This window comes from Psychrobacter sp. CX16, assembly GCF_057396245.1.
In genome coordinates this window covers 71,166-90,662 of record NZ_JBXYJF010000007.1, presented here as the reverse complement: position 1 = coordinate 90,662, position 19,497 = coordinate 71,166, and the positions used below count along the sequence as shown (strand labels likewise).

The following is a 19,497-nucleotide window of genomic DNA, read 5'->3' as shown; positions in this document are numbered from 1 at the left end:
CGTCCTAGCTTTTGTTATCAGGCTTTACGATAGTAGAATTACCCGCTTTTTGGTTATGAAACTGCGCTTGATGCTCATAGTTACAAAAGAACCAAGTCGTCAACTTTTTGACGGCTTGTTGTTTTTCGAACAGCGCTTCTTTCTGAGCTTCATACTGGCGTTTTGATTGCTTCTTCTGTTGACGTGATAAGCCTTTCACCCCTTTTTGCTCAACCACTTCTGTCGCAATAATATCCGTCTCTAATCTGTCTTTTTCGGCATTAAGGCGTGAAATCTCTGCTTGCTCTGTCTCAGTGACTGCTGAATCGGGCTTCTCTTCGATAACACCACGGTATTGCGCCAGTGGATAACAACAAAAATCACAATCTCTTGGCGTTAGCACATCGCCTTTTTTGGGCATAAACTCTCTAGGCGGCTTAGGGTACATAAACTTGAAGAACCCCCACATAACCACCCAAATAATAGCCAACGTAAATAAAAACGAAAAAAATGCACCCATGATAGTTTCCTAATCTAATGCCTACTTATAATCCCATCGCCTTCATTGAGGCCATCAATTACACATCGGTTAGACATAACAACAAAAATTTGATGTTATACTAAACCTAATTGCGTCTGTTTTCGACTAAAAGTTGAGCAAAGCTGTGGGATTAGAGTATCCCAAACCAAGACGTGACCAATATAACTCTTACCCCGCTTATCTATTTAATCTTTTGTTTGCGTGGTAGTTGGCTTTTTAGCATTGTTTATATTTTATGATATTCTCAAAAATAATGAGATTTAAATTAAATTTTAAATAATTTAGTGCTAAATGACTAAGTATAGGTCCAACAATAAAAAAACTTAATAAGTTGCTTCTATATATTTAGCATTTAGACATTAGACTCCATTTCACATACTAATAGGACCCTACAATGTCTACTGATAATAATCAAAATCAACCCAAAGGACGTATGCTCAAGTTCGCTTTGGCGCAATCGCACTTTATGGTTGGTGATATCTCGGCCAATATTCAAAAAATGCGCCAACAAGCTATTGAAGCGCGTAACAAAGGCGCTGATATTATCGTCTTTCCAGAGCTCGCCTTATTAGGTTATCCTCCTGAAGATTTATTACTGCGCCCAAGCTTGTCTGACCGTGTTAAATCAGCATTAAGCTCTTTAAGTGATATCGACGACATCGTGATGATTATTGGGTATCCGCATGTTGATTATCATGGTACCTTTAACTCTGCAGCCATTATACAAAACGGTCAGCAAAAAGGCTTTTATCATAAGCAGTATCTACCAAACTATGGTGTTTTTGATGAACGTCGCTACTTTGATAAAGGCCGCAATCAGGTGCTGTTTGATTATCAAGGCGTGACTATTGGCCTGCTTATCTGTGAAGATTTATGGCAGAAAGAGCCGTTTAAAGCACTGAAAGATCAAGGCGCTGATTTAGTAGTAGTGATTAACGCCTCTCCCTTTGAAGCAGGCAAACAAGACTCGCGTCAGGCGATGCTAAAAGAGCGTACCGGTGATAATCAGTTGCCTATCGTTTATGTTAACTGTGTTGGCGGTCAAGACGATTTAGTCTTTGATGGCGGCTCAATGGCAGTTCAGGCTAATGGAGATATCGCTCACGAAGCACCGCGCTTCCTTGAGCATATGATGTATGCCACTTTTGATGTAGATCAAGGTCAATTTGATACTCAAGACAAAGCACCGCTTCAGTTAAGCCCAGAGTCTGAGATGTATCAGGCATTGGTGGTTGGCTTACGTGATTATGTCAATCATTCCGGCTTTGAGGGCGTGATTGTTGGCTTATCAGGTGGTATCGATTCAGCGCTGACCCTATGTATCTCAGTCGATGCATTGGGCGCCGATAAAGTATATGCGGTGATGATGCCGTATGAATACACCTCACAAATAAGCTTAGAAGATGCTCAAGCCCAAGCACGCCGCTTGAATGTATCATACACAGTTTGCCCAATTCATGATGCTGTTGATGGCATGCGTCACACCCTAGCACCGCTGTTTAGCAAAGCCAAAGCGGATACTACAGAAGAGAATATCCAAGCCCGTGCCCGCGGTATGGTACTCATGGCATTGTCGAATAAATTCGGTCATCTGGTTATTACCACCGGTAATAAGTCGGAGATGGCAGTGGGTTATTCAACCTTATATGGCGATATGGCTGGCGGCTTCGATGTCTTAAAAGATGTTTACAAAACCGAAGTATATGCTCTAGCCAATTACCGTAACCGCTTAGAGGATACTGACGTTATTCCAGAACGAGTTATCACACGTGCACCATCAGCTGAGCTACGCCCTGATCAAACAGATCAAGACAGCTTACCTGATTACGCTATCTTGGATGCGGTGTTAAAAGATTATATTGACAATGACTTAGGCTATGACGAAATCGTTGCCAAAGGCTTTGATCCAGCCATCGTTCGTCAGACCATTCGCCTAGTCGATAATAGCGAATACAAACGCCGTCAAGCGCCTATCGGTACTAAGATTAGCCATAAAGCGTTTGGCCGTGAACGTCGTTATCCATTGGTCAATGGTTGGACAATTGAAGGTTAATAGATTAATCCAAGATGACTTTTAGAGTCTTAAATATAAAAAAAGAGCCAAAGTGGCTCTTTTTTTATGTTTGTGTTTATGACTTGTCAGCTATTACCTAACTGGCAAGCAATAAGCAACTAGCTGTAATCTCTAGCACCAAAGATGGCACTGCCCACTCGCACCAAGGTTGAGCCTTGCTCAATGGCTTGTTGCAAATACGCACTCATCCCCATACTCAAAGTATCCCAGTGCTCAAGTTCAGGATGGGCTTGCTGCAATTCATCGAATAGTGCTTTAGTGCGCTCAAAAGCGCTGGTGTCCTCTGGTGATGGAATAATCATCAAACCACGTAGATTTAAATTCTCATAACCCTTAACCGTATTAACCAAACTATCAACCTCATCCGGCAGACAACCTGACTTGCTCTCTTCATTATCAATATTAACCTGAATGAGCACATTAAGCTGAGACAGGCCCTCGGGGCGCTGATTGTTTAAGCGCTTAGCAATAATATCGCGCTCAATGGTATGCACCCAATCAAAGGTCTCAGCAATATCTCGGGTCTTATTACGCTGGATATGGCCGATATAATGCCAGACGATGTTGTCTTGCGAGTCATGCCCTTCCTCTTCTAATAGCTGCTTTACCTGCGCAATTTTATCCACTGCTTCTTGCAAATAATTCTCACCAAAGTGGTATTGCCCAGCTTTAGCAAGCGTGGCAACCATCTGCACAGGCTTAGTCTTTGATACCGCTAACAAGGTTACCTCATCTCGACCACGGCCGCTTTGGGTGCAAGCAGCGTCTATCTGTGCATTGACCTCTTGCCATTGTTGTAGAAGATTAGACTCGCTCATGGTATGCCCTCTTTAATAACAATTTATCGCAAAATACAGTGAATTAAATGCTGTTCATACCTTAAATCATACCACTTCCTAAGCCACTTCTCTAATACCGCCTGTAGCGTATGTTTTATCAGCCTACAGCTATTAAAGCAAAGTCCATCTATCTTCTTAAATAAATAAACTCACCATCCGTGCAAAGCGCTTGTTATGATACAGGCAATGAGCCGTTCACTTTATTAAATAACGCAAGGATGCAATGTGCAACCCAGCCCAATAACCCCAACAAATCATAGCGGCGACCAATTGCTGCGCCTTGCTCACAGTCAGCGCGCATCAGACTTGCACCTGTCCTCTGGCATGCCTGCTGTCCTACGTATCGATGGTGACATGATTCAGAGCGATATGCCGCCTTTATCGGCTAGCGAAGTCAAAGAGATTGTCTATGCGCTGATGACAGAGAGGCAAGTATCAGACTTTGAGCGCACGTTAGAAGCAGACTTTGCGTATGATATCCCAAACTTGGCCCGCTTTAGGGTCAATGTCTTTTGTCACAATCGTGGTATGGGTGCCGTTTTTAGAACCATTCCCTCCACCCTATTATCAATGCAAGCACTGGGAATGGGCAATATTTTTAAACAGATATGCCAATTCAAACGTGGTCTGGTATTGGTTACGGGACCAACAGGATGCGGTAAATCAACAACCCTTGCTACCATGATTGACCATATTAATCATACCCGTAAAGAGCATATCCTGACCATTGAAGACCCTATAGAGTTTATACATGAATCCCAGCAAAGCCTTGTTAACCAGCGAGAATTGTTTCGCCATACTGTAAGCTTTGAGTCTGCGTTACGTGCCGCCTTGCGTGAAGACCCTGACGTGATTTTAGTAGGTGAACTGCGTGACCTTGAGACTATTCGTTTTGCGCTGAGCGCCGCAGAGACAGGGCACTTGGTCTTTGCCACCTTACATACCAGTTCAGCAATTAAAACCATTGACCGCATTGTCGATGTGTTTCCAGCGGCAGAAAAGGAGATGATTCGGGCTATGCTATCTGAGTCTTTGCAAGCGGTCATCTCTCAAGTGTTAATTAAAAAGCACAATGACACCGGACGCATTGCTGCGCACGAAATTATGCTCGGGACGCCTGCCATTCGACATCTGATTCGTGAAAACAAACTGGCACAGATGTATTCCTTGATACAAACTGGCGCTCATGCCGGTATGCTGACACTTGATCAGGCGCTACAAGAACTGGTCAATCAAAACCGTATCGATAAGCTTGAGGCTCAAAAAGTTGCCAAACAGCCGACCGCTTTTGCCTAACAGCCCTTATTTCATAAAGCGCAATATTCCATAAAACCTTATGTCATAAACTAAAGAAGCCCACACATTGTAGGCTTCTTTGCTAGATAGTTTTATGAAATAGCGGATTGCTAACGGTTAAAGCAACTCAAAATCAAGTCTTAAGACGCTGCATCTTGACATTCTTCATCATCACAAATACCGTATAGCACCAGTGAATGACCCGATAATTTAAAGCCGTTTTCTGCAGCGACTTTTAACTGCTCTTCTTCAATTTTCTCATTATGAAACTCGACGATTTTGCCACAGATATCGCAAACCAAATGGTCATGATGTTGTTCTTGAGTGATTTCGAACACTGATAGATTATTCTCGAAGTTATGACGTTCGACAATACCGGCCTGCTCAAACTGAGTTAGTACACGGTATACCGTTGCCAGTCCGACATCCTCACCTTGCTCTATTAGCGCCTTATACACCTCTTCTGCACTCATATGATGCATTTCGGCACTTTCTAGAAGCTCTAAAATTTTGACGCGTGGTAAAGTGATTTTTAAGCCTGCTTTACGTAAATCTTGATTGGTAAATTTCATTATAATCCTTATGACGTTATAATTTATGAGTTAAACAAGAATAAAACTAAAAATTAGTGAGAAATTAGTTAAATAGTGTCGCAAGTGGTAGGCAATTGCAAGTAATTGACGTATCATTTATCAAAATGAATCTATCCTTGCCAGAGTTTTGGCACCTTAAGTCGGTGTGTCAATCACCGTTATTATAACGGTTTGCCTGTTCATTAACCCACTCTAGCAATAATACTGAGTAACCATAAAACGTGAAACTATGAATATATTAAAAGCCTTACTGTACCCTGTCGCTGTTTCAGCTGTCTTGTCACTTTCTGCCTGCTCAATCTTTGGTGTTTATACCATTGATTTGCCTCAAGGCACGCCGATTACTAAATCGCAAGCACAAAACATTCGCCCTGGCATGACCAAAGACCAAGTGCTTTATCTCATTGGTAGTCCTGCTTTAAGAGACACACTTGAGCCAAATCGTTGGGATTATATCTACGATTATACGCCAGGCACTTATGGTATTCGAGATGGTAAAGAAGTGGTTCGTAATGCCAGCCAACATTTGATTATCTATTTTGATAATGCCGATGTGGTGACTCGTATTGAAGGGCTTGAAACCCTACCAGAGACCCGTCAATAATCTTTAATAAGCTCTATCTGCAATACTATACCGATTAACCCATGATAATTAAAATTGACCCGCTTTACTCTTAAGGTCAATCATGGCTAATCGGTATTTTTATGTTCTATAACCTATATGGTGTCATCTTTAAGCGTTACAAGCAGGCTAGAGGACACTGTCTATAATTACTGTTGGGTTGCACGGCGCTGACGTTTACGCATCGGATCAACAGTCAACGGTCGATACACCTCAACTCGGTCGTGTGCTTGCAATACATAGGTCAATGGCTTTTTGTGAGAGAAGATACCCACACGCCAGTCTTTGTTATTAACTTTAGTATCGTCTTTATGCTGCTCACACCACTGCTTTAATGACGCATCTGTATCAAGCCAACCTACTTGAGTCAGCGCGTCAATTAACTGAGTACCGCTGGCCACTTCAAGCTCTTCATATAACATTACATCGTGCGTTGGTGCATAAGCCAAACTAATCGGTATCAGCGTGTCTATTGATTGTTGATTGTCCAAACTCATGAGATAAACCAACCAGTTACCGCAGCGATAATCATAATCGGCACCAAAATGCGCACAAACACACGCCAGACGTTATAGATGGCTTCAGACTTAAAGTTGAGCGATTTGCGCATGTGACTAATCTTCATCTGCCAACCAGAGAATATCGCCAATATTAGCGCACTTAACACGCTGATAACTACTAAAATGGTGCTGAGCACTTGAGTGCTAAACACAGCTACTAAGACAACAGTCACTGCAATACTAATGACTGACGCAATCCAAATACCAAAGCGCTGAAACCGAGTCGCTATCTGAGTGCTCGCATAATACATAAAAAATGCTGCGGCCGCCAACACACCTATTGCGTAAACTATAGTCGCTACAGGTGGTAGTGCGCCTGTAGTAAAGATAAGTGCCACACTACCGATAACTAACTGCGTCAGCCAAATTGGTAATACGGTTTTGGTTGCGACCTCACGGGTATTACGACCAACTTCAGCATCTTGTGTCACATTTTGATGCACAAGTGGATTGTTAAACCAATATAAGCCGGTACCCACACCCACACTAACCAAGGCCAACGTCACCGCTCGTGCCCATTCACCTAAGCTGGCCTCTGTTATAACCAGGCTTAAAGAAGACAGGTTAGTCACGGCTCCGATGATAAACGCTATTGCAATCAATGCAATCGATGCTATCAAGGTACCGCCACCTAGTAGACTAAGCATACCGGCAATAATAACCATGACAATCGCTAGCGCAAATGCGGGTACATCAACGTTAATACCCAAACGACCGGTCGCATCCAGTAAGTTACTGCTCACCGCATCAACACTCAGACCGGCGATAACCAAAGACAGTAAAACCGTGAGCCACACAAAACTGCGCCATATAGTACTGGTATCTGCTTGCCGGGTGAGCTCTTGAATACCCCGCGCCGGTGTTTGTTGACTGCGATGCGCCAAACCAATCTCAGCGTACAAAAGCGGTAACCCTACTGCCGCCATCGCCACCACCCACATTATCCAGAAATCAATCTGGCCGGCAGGCGATGGGACAAACCAACGAAACAATAAAAGTGGTAGTAGAGCAGCAATAAATAAAGAGGCGAATCGATTTTGCATGGTAATACCCACGGCTATTAAAGAATATGTGATGTAAAACAATCAACAAAGATAAAGCAGTCGAATGCGTGCAGTGTATTATAAATATTAAATCGTATAATAACAAAAACCCCGATTAACGGGGCCTTTGTTTACCAAACTCTGTTCATAAATATAAGCAGTTATAGGGCTAAGCGATAACGCCTAACTACTTTATCAATATTTTAGTGAACCGCACTTAAGAACTGCGATAAGATTTTGATATCGCGGTCTGTTAGACGAGCGGCTACGACCTGCATCATCCCTTTGTCGCCCTCTTTAGCGGCATCGTTAACACGCATCTGATCTTTAGATACATCATCTTCACGACCTGCCGCACGGAACATCTTAAGCTGTAGGCCTAAGTACTCTTCATGCTGACCACCCAGACGTGGGAAGGCTGCATAGGCATTACCGCCAGCTTTGGGACCATGACAACCGGCACAGCCGATTACGCCGCGATCTTTTGCACCGCCTAAGAATAATTTAGACGCTTCAGCCGCAGTCGCTTTGTTACCCGCGAAGGCACCCCAAGGCTGCTGAGAAGAATAATAGCCGGCAACGTTGGCTAAATCTTGCTGTGATAAGTTAGCAACTTGACCTTGCATGATACCATTGACACGATATCCAGTTTTGAAGTTGATTAACTGTTTATAGAGATAACGTACGTTCTGACCGCCAAGATTCGGCTGAGTTGGCACAACACTGGTGCCAGTCAAACCATGACAGGCCGCACAAACGGTCTCAGCAATCTGTTTGCCTGCTTCAACATCATACTTAGGAACCGTAATAACGGCATGAGCGCTGAGACTGGCAACACATAGGCTGGTGGCAACGAGCAATTTTTTCATTGTAGTCTAATCCTACTAAGTCTTTCAGGCGGTAGCTAAGTAACTATAACTTGAATAGCTGAAACGGTAATTGTGTGACGCACTCAAACCAAATAATCAGGCTTAAGCTATCAGCTTATGTTTAAGCTATAACTACTCACAGAGAATAATTAATACCATTATTATATCAATAGTTTTGTAAAAATAGCTACCCATCCGTGACATATTAGTCAAAGCAGCGCAATAAATAACACTAAGCATAACCCTTAATGTAAAAAAACCCTGATTTAATCAGGGCTTTTGCTACTTTGTAATGATTTTATTAACCGTTATTTTAGTAGTTAAATGTCATTTTTAAATGCGTCAGGTCGCCTATTCTCTTGAGCAAACTTAATTAACGCAATCAAACTCAATTAATAAACATCCGGTTAATCAGCTATAAATTATTTAGACATATATTCGATAAGCGCCGCATAATCTGCATCGCTGCAATTGCTGCATAGACCGCCTGCTGGCATTTGTTTGCCGCCATTTTTTACAGCATTGACCAAGGTTTTGATTCCTTTGTCTGCTTTTAGGCGCGACCAAGTGGCTGTATCACCGGTTTGAGGTGAATTCAACGCTCCTGTCTCATGACATGCCGCACAACTTTCTTGGTACTGTTGAGCCACGTTCGCATTGCCTAATAAAGGCATGCCAGTCATAACCAAGCCTGCAAATACTGGCGCAAATACTTTTGTGAATCTCATTGATGTTCTCCTTACCTATGTTGACACCCAATAGCAAATCCATATTTGCGTCAGGTGCGTTAGGTATCGTGCAATATTTAGAATAAGTATTACGGGTCTATATTACCCTATGTTTAATACATTTTGATGAATTTCAGTAAACACTTATTCACTTAATACTATTATGGCGACTTTTGACAAGAATTCAATAAGCTTTGATTTGCTTTATTCAAAAAATTGACCTTGTTTTTAACGATCCGCTTTACGCTAACCTTAATCACGTTAACTTATCTCGCCATCAATGATAGAGACTACTGTCATTTAATTGGGCTTAGTTTAGCATTTTGTTATCTAAATAAAAGTATATTAATTCAATACGTAAGTTTAAATAAACTAAACTATCGTGGTATTAAGTTAATATTAATTAAAATATAGATAAATTTATTTGGCTATATAACAGCTAAATACCAATCGAAACCCACAACAGATTTAATGCTTATATGAGGCGTTAATATAAGCTTAGTGAGCATGATGTACGCCCCCTATTAAAGCAGATGGATACGATATAATAATAGCCATTGTTCAGGCTATTATCATTCAAGCGCAAGAGTGGTTATAATGGGAGCAATAATACTTATTTATGACCTCTCTATTTGCGAATAACAACGCCTTAGACACCTATTTATACTTAGTTCAAAACTTGAGACACCCTATGGCTAATGCACCAAAAGTTAAAAAGACCAAAGCACCTGAGTACGTGGCGCCTGAATCTGCGGCAGATTTATCACATTTGTCACCCAGAAAGCGCTTAGAGCAAACTGAATTTATGATGTCTGCGCCGACCTTTAAGCTGTGTCCGCCTGATATCGGTTATGAAGTTGCCTTTGCCGGTCGCTCTAATGCAGGTAAGTCTTCTGCAATTAACGTGTTGACCAATCAGCGTCAATTAGCACGCTCGTCAAAGACACCGGGACGCACACAAATGATTAACTTCTTTACTATTGGTAATGAAGAGGCGCGTTTGGTAGATTTACCAGGCTATGGCTATGCAGCTGTTCCAGAGAAGATGAAGCTGGTTTGGCAAAATGAGTTAGAAGAGTACTTAATTGCCCGTCAAAGCTTGGCAGGTTTGGTGCTATTAATGGATAGCCGTCATCCGTTGAAGATTTTTGACCAACAAATGCTACAGTGGGCTAAATTAGGTAACCTTCCGGTTCATGTGTTATTGACCAAATCAGATAAGTTTAAATACGGGCCTGCCAAGACCATCCTACTGAATACCAAACGTGAGATGGAAAAGTTAGAATTACCCTTCTCTATTCAGCTCTTCTCTTCGCTTAAAAAGGAAGGTATTGATGAGCTTGCCGAAGTCATGGGTCGATGGTTAAGAATCGATGGCCATCCTGACAACAAAGACAGCCGAATTATTCGCTACTAATTACTACTTTGCTTTATGGCTAGGCCTCTAAGTCGATATTAAACTCATTTAATAAACACAATAGTATAAAATAGCCCTTACTAATGCGTTAGCAAAACAGGCATTATCTGAATAACGCATACCCTAGACTGCCGAGTACTATTTTTATACCCTTAATCTTTTAATCACAATATATAAGACTGCATTATGACTGATAATCAAACTGATACGCCAACCAAAGACTACAAAGACACGCTGAATCTTGCCGATACTGCTTTTCCTATGCGCGGCAACCTTGCCAAACGTGAACCGGATTGGTTGAAAGCATGGGAAGCCGATGACGTGTATGGCAAAATCCGTAAAGCCAAAGCCGGCCGTGAAAAATATATTTTGCATGATGGCCCTCCATACGCTAATGGTCAGATTCACTTAGGTCACGCGGTTAACAAAGTATTAAAAGATATTATTGTCAAATCAAAAACCTTATCTGGCTATGACGCACCTTACGTCCCAGGTTGGGATTGTCATGGTTTGCCAATCGAACAGAAGGTCGAAGCCAAAGTTGGTAAAGTCGGTCAAAAAGTAACGGCCACAGAATTTAGAGGTCTGTGCCGTGAATATGCACGCAGCCAAGTCGACTTACAAATGGCTGACTTTAAACGTCTAGGTGTATTTGGTGATTGGGAAAACCCTTATTTGACCATGAACTTCCATCAAGAGGCCAATATTGTACGTGCCTTGGGTAAAATCTATGCCAATGGTTATGTGACCCGTGGCATGAAGCCGGTGAACTGGTGTCTAGACTGTGGCTCATCACTGGCCGAAGCGGAAGTTGAATATGAAGACAAAACCTCAGATGCTATCTATGTGGCCTTTGATATAGTTGACCCAACTCAAGTGCTACCAGAAGGCAATAGCGATAAAACGTCTGCTGTTATCTGGACGACCACACCTTGGACCCTGCCAGCTAACCAAGCCATTGCAGTTAGTGCTGACTTTGAGTACAGTGTTATTAAAACCAGTAAAGGCAATCTGATTTTAGCAGCTGACCTAGTCGATGATGCTCTTGAAGCCCTTGGCTTAGAAAACGACGGCGTCGTAACTACCTTGACTGGGGATAAGCTTGAGCTTATTAAAGCGCAGCATCCGCTTATTGCTGATCGCCAAGTACCAATTATCCTAGGTGATCACGTAACCGCTGAGAGTGGTACAGGTCTTGTACACACTGCACCTGCACACGGTGCGGACGACTATGTGGTAAGCCTACGTTATAACCTGCCTGTTGTGAATCCTGTGGGCGGTAATGGTGTTTATTTAGATACCGCAGAAGTCTTTGTTGGTGAACACATCTATAAAGCACAGCCGAAAATCATTGCTGCGCTCAATGACAGCGGTCATCTATTGAAGCATTATAAAATGGAGCACAGCTATCCGCATTGCTGGCGCCATAAAACACCGATTATTTTCCGAGCCACACCGCAGTGGTTCATTCGCATGGATCATCAGGTAGAAGGTCGCAACAACACCTTGCGTCAGCAAACCATGCACGATATTCCAAACGTGACTTGGACGCCTGCTTGGGGCCAAAACCGTATTGAAGCGATGGTTGAAGGTCGTCCGGATTGGTGTATTTCTCGTCAGCGCACGTGGGGCGTGCCCATTCCATTCTTTACTCATAAAGATACCGATGAGCTGCACCCTAATACCTTAGATCTGATGGAAGACATCGCCCAAGTAATTGAAAAAGACGGTGTGGAAGCTTGGTTTGATGCTGATGCCAAAGACTTTATTGGTGACGATGCCGATGAGTATGTGAAATCAACTGATACCTTAGATGTGTGGTTTGATTCAGGAACGACGCACTTTGCTGTACTTGAGCAAGAAGATGCTTTAGTGAATCCTGCTGATATGTATTTAGAAGGCTCAGATCAGCATCGCGGCTGGTTCCAGACCTCATTATTAACCTCAGAAGCCATGTATGGCAGAGCGCCATACAAGCAAGTTCTAACTCATGGTTTCGTGGTTGATGAAAATGGCCGCAAGATGAGCAAATCTTTGGGTAACATCATCAATCCGCAAGATGAGATTAATAAAACCGGCGCGGATATGCTGCGTATGTGGATTGCCTCAAGCGATTACCGTTATGAGATGAACGCCGGTAAGCAAGCCTTCAAAGGTGCGACTGATATGTATCGTCGTATCCGTAACACTTTACGCTTCTTACTTGCCAATACCGATGATTTCAATCCTGAAACAGACTGTGTGCCAATGTCTGAGCTAGTTAGCTTAGATAAATACATTATGCTACGTGCGCAAAAAGTACAGCAAGAAATTGTCGCGGCTTATGATGCAATGGACTTCCACCAAGTCACACAGCAAGTGACTGCATTTTGCTCACAAGACTTGGGCGGCTTCTATTTAGATATCATCAAAGACCGTCAATACACCACAATGGCAGACGGTGAGCCACGCCGCTCAGCACAGACGGCCATGTACCATGTGACGCATGCACTATTGCGCTGGATTGCCCCTATCTTAAGCTTTACCGCTCAAGAAGCTTGGGAAGCCTTCTTAAAAGACAGTGCGACCGGTGATAATGCGTATGTATTCACTCAAGACTGGTATGAGCTGCCTGACTTTAGCATGGACACAATCAGTGAAGCAGATTGGGCGACTATCTTAGAAGCCAAAGATGCCATTAACAAAGTGATTGAAAATGCCCGTGAGCAGAAAATCATCAACTCTAACTTGTCAGCGGCAGTGACCATCTATGCTGATGGCGACGTATACGACAGCTTAGCCAAGCTTGAAGACGAGTTACGCTTTGTACTCATCACCAGTTCAGCCAACTTGCTTAAATTACATGATGCTCAGCCACAAGGTGATGCTACAGATATGGATAACCTTCATGTCAGCGTTGGCCCAGCACAAGGCGAGAAGTGTGTTCGCTGCTGGCACGTACGTGATGATGTAGATGCTAATCCTGAATATCCAGGCATTTGTACCCGCTGTGTGAGCAATATCACAGGTCCTGGTGAGGTTCGTCATTATGCCTAATTCGACTGGCTCTGATGTTAACTCGACCTCGCCTGCTTATGCGACAGCGACGCCTAGTTTGACCAAGCGCCCTAAACTCGTACCTAATGGCTCAAAAGCCTTATTATGGTACGTGTTATCGCTGATTGTGATTGGTTTAGATCAATGGACTAAGTGGCTTGCCGATACCAAACTTAATTTTCATGAGCCGATACCAGTAATCGAGCCTTTTTTGAACTGGACGCTGGCTTATAACTATGGCGCTGCATTTAGCTTCTTGGCGGATCAAGGCGGTTGGCAAAAATGGTTTTTTGCAGTGCTGTCGTTTGCTATGTCGTTGTTCTTGGTGATTTATATCACAAAAGCACCGCGCCAAGCTAGATTATTAAATGTGGGTCTGGCCTTAATATTGGGCGGCGCCATCGGCAACCTTATTGACCGTATTCGCATTGGTAAAGTTATCGACTTTATTCATGTCCACTATGCGGATGTATGGCACTACCCTATTTTTAATATTGCTGATATTGCTATCTGTATTGGTGTTGCTATCGTGGTTATCGATATGCTGTTTTTAGAAGGCAAGCGTAACACTAAATATCAGCCTTAAGATGCAACTAAATGTGACTTTTATATCAAGAAGCCGCCCACTAGATTAGTGGGCGGCTTCTTTTTTATCTATTAATAATTTGGTCGTCACTTCGTATTCAGGTTATAAATACCCTTAAATCTGTGAGAAATCACCACCTGATACTAAATACAACAGTCCTGCTAAATTAATAACCACGGTTAGATAATATATTATTCGAAACTCAGACTTTTGCGTTTTGTGGCGTAAATGATTTTGAGCAATCATTGCCCCAACCCACCCGCCTAGTGCACTTAGTAGATGTAGCGTTGATTCTGGCGTACGCCATTTGCCTTGCTGCGCTGACTTCTTATCTTTGGCATAAACAAAATAAGTCACGATACCAATAATGACATACCAACCTGCTATAAATGGGCTAATACTACCTGCAAATACGAGTACCGCTAGCACCCCATAAAAGCCGAGAGCCAAAAATAATGGCTGTTTTTGTTTTTGTTGGAAGCTTTTTTGTCGCTTTGAGTGTCTTTTTTTACTATTTGTCATCACATTCCCATCATAAGCTAAACCAAATCCAATAAAGATAAGGTGTATTCTAGCCTCACTGTAAACGATGTATCTGTACATTACTAGCGCTTGTATATCACCTTATTCATCACCATACAATAGCTAACATCTGATTAAAGCTCGACTTTTATCTTGTTTGAACAGTCGTCCTTATTAAATCTCTTAATCGACTCAAATATAATGATAACTAGAACCAAAGAGAATACCCAATCTATGTCTGATTTATCGCAGAATCATACCCCAATTATTAATGACCAAAATAAAACGACCAAGGTGGGCATTATTGGCGGCGGTGTGGCAGGCTCTACTATCGCGCTGCGCCTAGCTGCTTTGGGCGTGCAGACTTATTTGTTTGAAGCCAGGCCAAGCCTTATTGATGGCCCGCCAATGTGTCACTTACATGCTGGCGGCAATCTATATCGTGAAATTCCAGATGCTGATTGCATTGAGCTGTTAAAACAGTCTATTGATATGTTGCGCTTATATCCTTATAGCATTGATGTGCGCCCAACTGTGATTGCTATCCCAAAACGTGATGAGGGCAATCCACAGGACCTACTGCCAAGACTTAAACGGCTCACTCAAGTGTATACCGATATGATTGTCGCAGACCCTGATAACAAAGTATTGGGAGAACCTGAAGATTATTATCGACTGTATGATAGAGCAGCTTTAGATGACCTAATCAAGTCTCAGGATACATCTTCACACCCATCAGATGCTTGGGTGGCGGCGGCTGCCAAGCAATTGGACTTGGATAAGCTCAAATTTCCGATTGTTGCGGTCAATGAATACGGCTGGAATATCTTCCGTCTCGCCGCTTCTGCTCAAACCGCGCTTGGGTTCTATGATAATGCTAGGGTCATGCTTGCCACTAAAGTCACTAATGTTGAGCAAATTGAATTAACGAATGGTACAAAACAGTGGCAAATCCATTATGCTAATAAAGAGACGAATAATACTGAAAATAATGTGGTTAATGTCGACTATCTGATTAATGCTTGTGGCTTTAGAACTGGTGTTATTGATAATATGGTCGGCATTCCGGCTAAGCGCATGGTCGAATTTAAAGCCTCTTACGTGACCCATTGGGATGGCTTAAAAAACAACAAACCACAGTCTAATACTCAATCTCAATTGGGGTCAAATTCGATGGTCAATCATCCAACTAAACTGCCCGAGATTATTATTCATGGTAAACGAGGTACCCCACATGGGATGGTGCAACTCACGCCTTATCCAGATGGCTACTATCAAATCCATAGCATGAACAAAGCGGTGACTTTGTTTAAAGACGGCTTAGTAGCGACCACTGAAGATGATGCTCAGCCTGAACTAAAGAGCACGTATCTGGACTTTATCGATGAGGGTTGGAATCCAGACACTCTGCATCAACGTAGCCAAAGAGCCATTGATCAGGTGAGCGAATTCGTTCCTCGATTTGCAACAGCTAAACCGGCGGGTAATGCGCTATACGGCGGCCAACAGATTCCGGGTACCAATGATACCTTACGTGTGGCAGATGTGAGTCTATATCCTGAGCTACATTATGCACGTGCTGAAAACGTCAAAGCCTCATCCGCATTATTAGCAGCGGATGATGTGGTGGCTCAATTGCAAAGCCAGGGCTTGATTAAGGAGACTGAAGAGCAGTGCCAAGAACGCAACCATCACTATTGGCCTTACTTGCAGCATACTAATAAGCAAGATATCGATGAATTGGCATTATGGTTGGCAAAGCAACGGGCCTTTCCACTGTCCATGTCGGGTGTGGTTACGCCTTATCAACCTAAATCTCAAGCTCAAGCTCAAGCTCAAGCTCAAAGGTAGCATGGACAAATAAACAGTCAACAAAAAAGTCCGCTTATCAGGTTCTGATAAGCGGACTTTCATTAAGTATCTACACTACTAAAATACTGAACGAATTAATCTTAGATTTTGTGCGTGTCAACCGGATCGTGGATATGAACGTACTTGTTTAATAAGTCGATGGCCGAGTCAATATCGTTACATACTACCAATCTTTCTAAATCTTCTTTCTTCATAAATCCTTCTTCTGCCGTATGCTTTAAATGCTCAACTAGCGGATTATAAAAGCCATTAATGTTTAGAATAATCATTGGCTTTTCATGCTGATACAGCTGACGCCAGGTTGCAATCTCCATAATCTCTTCTAGAGTACCAAGACCACCAGGCAAAGTAATAAAGGCATCGGCATATTCTGCCATAATTGCTTTACGGGTGTGCATGGTATCCGTCAAATGCAAACGGGTTAAGCCTTCGTGAGCAATTTCATGATCAAGCATGAAGCTAGGTATCACGCCCACCGCTCGTGCACCGCCTTCAATAACGGTATCGGCAACCGCACCCATTAGACCAATACTGGCACCACCGTAGACTAAGCCCATATTATTCTTAGCCAATGCCGTACCCAATTCTCGAGCTGCGGCTTCATAGATAGGATTTTTACCCACACGTGAGCCGCAATAGACCGCAACTAATGGCTGATCTATCTCGCCCTTATTCACCACTTCACTGACATGTTCAATATCTTTACTGGTAATAGTTTTAGTGCTTTCTTTCATTGCCGATTGGCCATTTTTCTCAGACAAATTTGTCATAAATAAAGGTCACCTTTATTAATTGATTTGATTTATTGTTAGTCTAATCATCATAACACAGTCGCTCGCAGTGGTATTTATCACTATGTTGTTTTTGGTTTATCCCTGTATGCATTACATAGCAGGATATAAGCTTAACGCATATAAGCTGAGTTCAGAGTCTGTACTTGCTACTGCTTTATATATGAGCTATAACGTATTGAGCCATCTGCTATTAAGGTGAGTTAAACGATATTCCACCCTAATCACTTGACGATAATAATACTAGAAGGATTTAGAGATGACCAAGCCTAGTAACGAGCAAGACTACACAGCAGACATAGACACGTTGACGGTAATGACTGAGCGTAATCAGCCACTAACCGCCAGTGTATACCTTCCTAAAGATACCAAAAGCGAAGACATCAAAAATGCAATTATGATTGCGCCTGCAACAGGTATTAAGCGCTTTTTTTATAACAGTTTCGCCACCTATCTGGCCAGTCAAGGCTATGGCGTGATTACTTATGATAACGAAGGTATCGGTGACTCGTTAACCTCTGAATTATCAAAATGTGATGCCTCATTAATCAGTTGGGGCCGTCATGATGCAACCGCTATTTTGGATGCGCTGCAAGATGAGTTCCCTAATGCCAAATATCATTTGGTAGGTCACAGTGCCGGCGGTCAGTTAATCGGCTTAATGCCAAACTATGAGGCGCTCTCATCGGTAGTTAATGTTGCCTGCTCATCAGGTCGTATCAAAAACATGGACATGCCCTTTAAAGCACAAGCCATAATATTTATGGATGGCGCTATTACTTTGGGCAACTTAATACTCGGCTACACCCCATCAGATAAGTTCGGTATGGGCGAGCCGTTACCGCGCGGTGTGGCCAAGCAGTGGCGCGACTGGTGTAATGGCAAAGGCTATATCAAAACCGCCTTTGGCAAAACTGTCTTCACCCATTATTACGATGAATTCGCAGCGCCCTCATTATGGTTGAACTTCACCGATGATGACATCGCTAATGCCAAAAACGTCGACGATATGTTGGCTGTCTTTACCGCTATGCCCGCTGAGAAACGTATGATGCAGCCTAAGGAGTTTGGCTTACGTCACATTGGTCATATGAAATTCTTTAGCAGTAAAATCCATGCCAAAGCGCCACAACTTTGGAAGATTGCAACAAACTGGATTGAACAACACGGTAATCCATCGGCATCAGCTGATACATAGGGTTCGATTTAAACCTTATCTAATCTAACCATGATATTATTCTTCTGTCTCAGATAACCGTTTTTGTAACGCTGAATAGAGCGCAGGCTTTAGATTGGGAATGTTTTTTATCATCCATGTCACATAATCAACCGGTATCTCGCTAATCAACCGTCCTTTATATTTACCAAACGGCATTCTACTTATAGGCTTGGCAGTATTAGAGATTCGATGTGCAGCGGCAAAGTCCGTTGGTGCTATCTCCAAACGCTCACAGCAAGCCTGATATAGCAGATAACACATACGTGCATCACCTAGCGCATCATGAGCATGGGCTGTCATAGCTGCCGCTTGTTCACGACCTATTAACTGCTCGATACATCGAGACTGTGAATAGCAGTCCCATTCCGGAAAAGCAGCACGAGCGAGACGCACAGTACAAATGAGCTTAACGGATGGTCGCCCAATAACACCCCAATCAAACCGAACATTATGGCCAATTAAATAATCACCCAAACTCATTTTATCAAGCTCGAATGGCTCAAGCCCTGCTACATCAGCATCAGTAATACCATGCACACGAGTCACCACAGGCGATATAGGGCGGCCACTATTAAAATAGGACATCCACTCATGACCTGTGGCGGCATCAATGGTTGCCACCTGAATGGGTCTTGGCTCACGACCTTGATCTGTTTCGGTATCAATCACCAAAGCCGTTGCCGCTATAGGGTCAAAAATAGGGTTGGAATTAGCCATCAGATATGCCTTTTATGTGTTACCAATAGCCATTTAGTATGATGACTATCAGCTGCTAAAACGTTTATCATTCATTATCGGGTTTTGGATTACTTGAGATAAGGGACTATTTAAATCTAAGATTTCGGATAATAATCAAGTATCGTTTCGGTAAGTGTTCGGCTTGAATCATACAATGTATACCACGGCGCTT

The 19,497-nt window shown here is 42.7% G+C and carries 18 protein-coding genes; 8 read left to right on the top strand and 10 right to left on the bottom strand.

What is annotated here, in order from left to right:
- Positions 1-4 precede the first annotated feature (4 nt).
- Positions 5-499, bottom strand: coding sequence for a hypothetical protein (locus AC2SLM_RS04315; RefSeq protein ID WP_486552247.1), 495 nt, complete (start codon positions 497-499; stop codon positions 5-7).
- Positions 500-914: 415 nt separating this feature from the next.
- On the opposite strand from AC2SLM_RS04315, the gene AC2SLM_RS04310 reads away from it, so the two are divergent.
- Positions 915-2,573 carry an NAD+ synthase gene (locus tag AC2SLM_RS04310; RefSeq protein ID WP_486542150.1) on the top strand — a complete coding sequence of 553 codons (1,659 nt, stop codon included), beginning with the start codon at positions 915-917 and terminating at the stop codon, positions 2,571-2,573.
- A gap of 119 nt (positions 2,574-2,692) precedes the next feature.
- On the opposite strand, the gene AC2SLM_RS04305 is transcribed toward AC2SLM_RS04310, so the two are convergent.
- The gene (locus AC2SLM_RS04305) at positions 2,693-3,412 is read right to left on the bottom strand and encodes a YggS family pyridoxal phosphate-dependent enzyme (RefSeq protein ID WP_486552245.1); all 720 of its coding nucleotides are present in this window, start codon (positions 3,410-3,412) and stop codon (positions 2,693-2,695) included.
- Positions 3,413-3,673: 261 nt separating this feature from the next.
- Between AC2SLM_RS04305 and AC2SLM_RS04300 the strand changes: the two genes are divergently transcribed.
- Positions 3,674-4,729, top strand: a complete 1,056-nt coding sequence (locus tag AC2SLM_RS04300; RefSeq protein ID WP_486552261.1) for a type IV pilus twitching motility protein PilT — start codon at positions 3,674-3,676, stop codon at positions 4,727-4,729.
- 140 nt (positions 4,730-4,869) lie between these two features.
- Here AC2SLM_RS04300 and fur read toward each other — a convergent pair whose 3' ends face one another.
- The gene (gene fur, locus AC2SLM_RS04295; RefSeq protein ID WP_486542154.1) at positions 4,870-5,301 is read right to left on the bottom strand and encodes a ferric iron uptake transcriptional regulator; all 432 of its coding nucleotides are present in this window, start codon (positions 5,299-5,301) and stop codon (positions 4,870-4,872) included.
- A 250-nt stretch (positions 5,302-5,551) separates the two neighbouring features.
- Here fur and AC2SLM_RS04290 point away from each other — a divergent pair, with 250 nt between their 5' ends.
- On the top strand, positions 5,552-5,926 hold the full coding sequence (locus AC2SLM_RS04290) for an outer membrane protein assembly factor BamE (protein WP_486542156.1): 375 nt from the start codon (positions 5,552-5,554) through the stop codon (positions 5,924-5,926).
- Positions 5,927-6,093: 167 nt separating this feature from the next.
- Here the strand turns inward: AC2SLM_RS04290 and AC2SLM_RS04285 are convergent, their stop codons facing one another.
- From AC2SLM_RS04285 to AC2SLM_RS04270, 4 genes are all read right to left on the bottom strand, one after another.
- Complete coding sequence (locus tag AC2SLM_RS04285; protein WP_486552244.1) at positions 6,094-6,441, bottom strand: RnfH family protein; 348 nt, start codon at positions 6,439-6,441, stop codon at positions 6,094-6,096.
- Complete coding sequence (locus tag AC2SLM_RS04280) at positions 6,438-7,547, bottom strand: hypothetical protein (RefSeq protein WP_486552243.1); 1,110 nt, start codon at positions 7,545-7,547, stop codon at positions 6,438-6,440. The genes AC2SLM_RS04285 and AC2SLM_RS04280 overlap by 4 nt, the downstream gene beginning before the upstream one ends.
- Before the next feature lie 203 nt (positions 7,548-7,750).
- Entirely contained in the window at positions 7,751-8,416 is a 666-nt protein-coding gene (locus tag AC2SLM_RS04275) for a c-type cytochrome (protein ID WP_486552241.1), read from the bottom strand.
- Between the two features lie 422 nt (positions 8,417-8,838).
- On the bottom strand, positions 8,839-9,144 hold the full coding sequence (locus tag AC2SLM_RS04270) for a c-type cytochrome (protein WP_486542164.1): 306 nt from the start codon (positions 9,142-9,144) through the stop codon (positions 8,839-8,841).
- Between the two features lie 691 nt (positions 9,145-9,835).
- Here AC2SLM_RS04270 and yihA point away from each other — a divergent pair.
- The 3 genes from yihA (at position 9,836) to lspA (ending at position 14,183) form a co-directional block, all read left to right on the top strand.
- Positions 9,836-10,561 carry a ribosome biogenesis GTP-binding protein YihA/YsxC gene (gene yihA / locus AC2SLM_RS04265; RefSeq protein WP_486542166.1) on the top strand — a complete coding sequence of 242 codons (726 nt, stop codon included), beginning with the start codon at positions 9,836-9,838 and terminating at the stop codon, positions 10,559-10,561.
- 186 nt (positions 10,562-10,747) lie between these two features.
- Positions 10,748-13,597, top strand: a complete 2,850-nt coding sequence (gene ileS, locus AC2SLM_RS04260; RefSeq protein WP_486552240.1) for an isoleucine--tRNA ligase — start codon at positions 10,748-10,750, stop codon at positions 13,595-13,597.
- Positions 13,590-14,183 (top strand): signal peptidase II, encoded by a 594-nt coding sequence (gene lspA, locus AC2SLM_RS04255; RefSeq protein ID WP_486552239.1) that lies wholly within the window; start codon positions 13,590-13,592, stop codon positions 14,181-14,183. Before ileS ends, lspA begins: the two co-directional genes overlap by 8 nt.
- 114 nt (positions 14,184-14,297) lie before the next feature.
- Here lspA and AC2SLM_RS04250 read toward each other — a convergent pair whose 3' ends face one another.
- Positions 14,298-14,705: a DUF1294 domain-containing protein gene (locus AC2SLM_RS04250; RefSeq protein ID WP_486552237.1), complete on the bottom strand. Its 408-nt coding sequence runs from the start codon at positions 14,703-14,705 to the stop codon at positions 14,298-14,300.
- 234 nt (positions 14,706-14,939) lie between these two features.
- Between AC2SLM_RS04250 and AC2SLM_RS04245 the strand changes: the two genes are divergently transcribed.
- Complete coding sequence (locus AC2SLM_RS04245) at positions 14,940-16,556, top strand: FAD-dependent oxidoreductase (protein WP_486552236.1); 1,617 nt, start codon at positions 14,940-14,942, stop codon at positions 16,554-16,556.
- Between the two features lie 101 nt (positions 16,557-16,657).
- Here the strand turns inward: AC2SLM_RS04245 and AC2SLM_RS04240 are convergent, their stop codons facing one another.
- On the bottom strand, positions 16,658-17,347 hold the full coding sequence (locus tag AC2SLM_RS04240) for an LOG family protein (RefSeq protein ID WP_486542176.1): 690 nt from the start codon (positions 17,345-17,347) through the stop codon (positions 16,658-16,660).
- Positions 17,348-17,627: 280 nt separating this feature from the next.
- Here AC2SLM_RS04240 and AC2SLM_RS04235 point away from each other — a divergent pair, with 280 nt between their 5' ends.
- Positions 17,628-18,566 (top strand): alpha/beta hydrolase family protein, encoded by a 939-nt coding sequence (locus tag AC2SLM_RS04235; protein WP_486552234.1) that lies wholly within the window; start codon positions 17,628-17,630, stop codon positions 18,564-18,566.
- 36 nt (positions 18,567-18,602) lie between these two features.
- Here AC2SLM_RS04235 and AC2SLM_RS04230 read toward each other — a convergent pair whose 3' ends face one another.
- Positions 18,603-19,304: a 3'-5' exonuclease gene (locus tag AC2SLM_RS04230; protein WP_486552232.1), complete on the bottom strand. Its 702-nt coding sequence runs from the start codon at positions 19,302-19,304 to the stop codon at positions 18,603-18,605.
- Positions 19,305-19,497 lie beyond the last annotated feature (193 nt).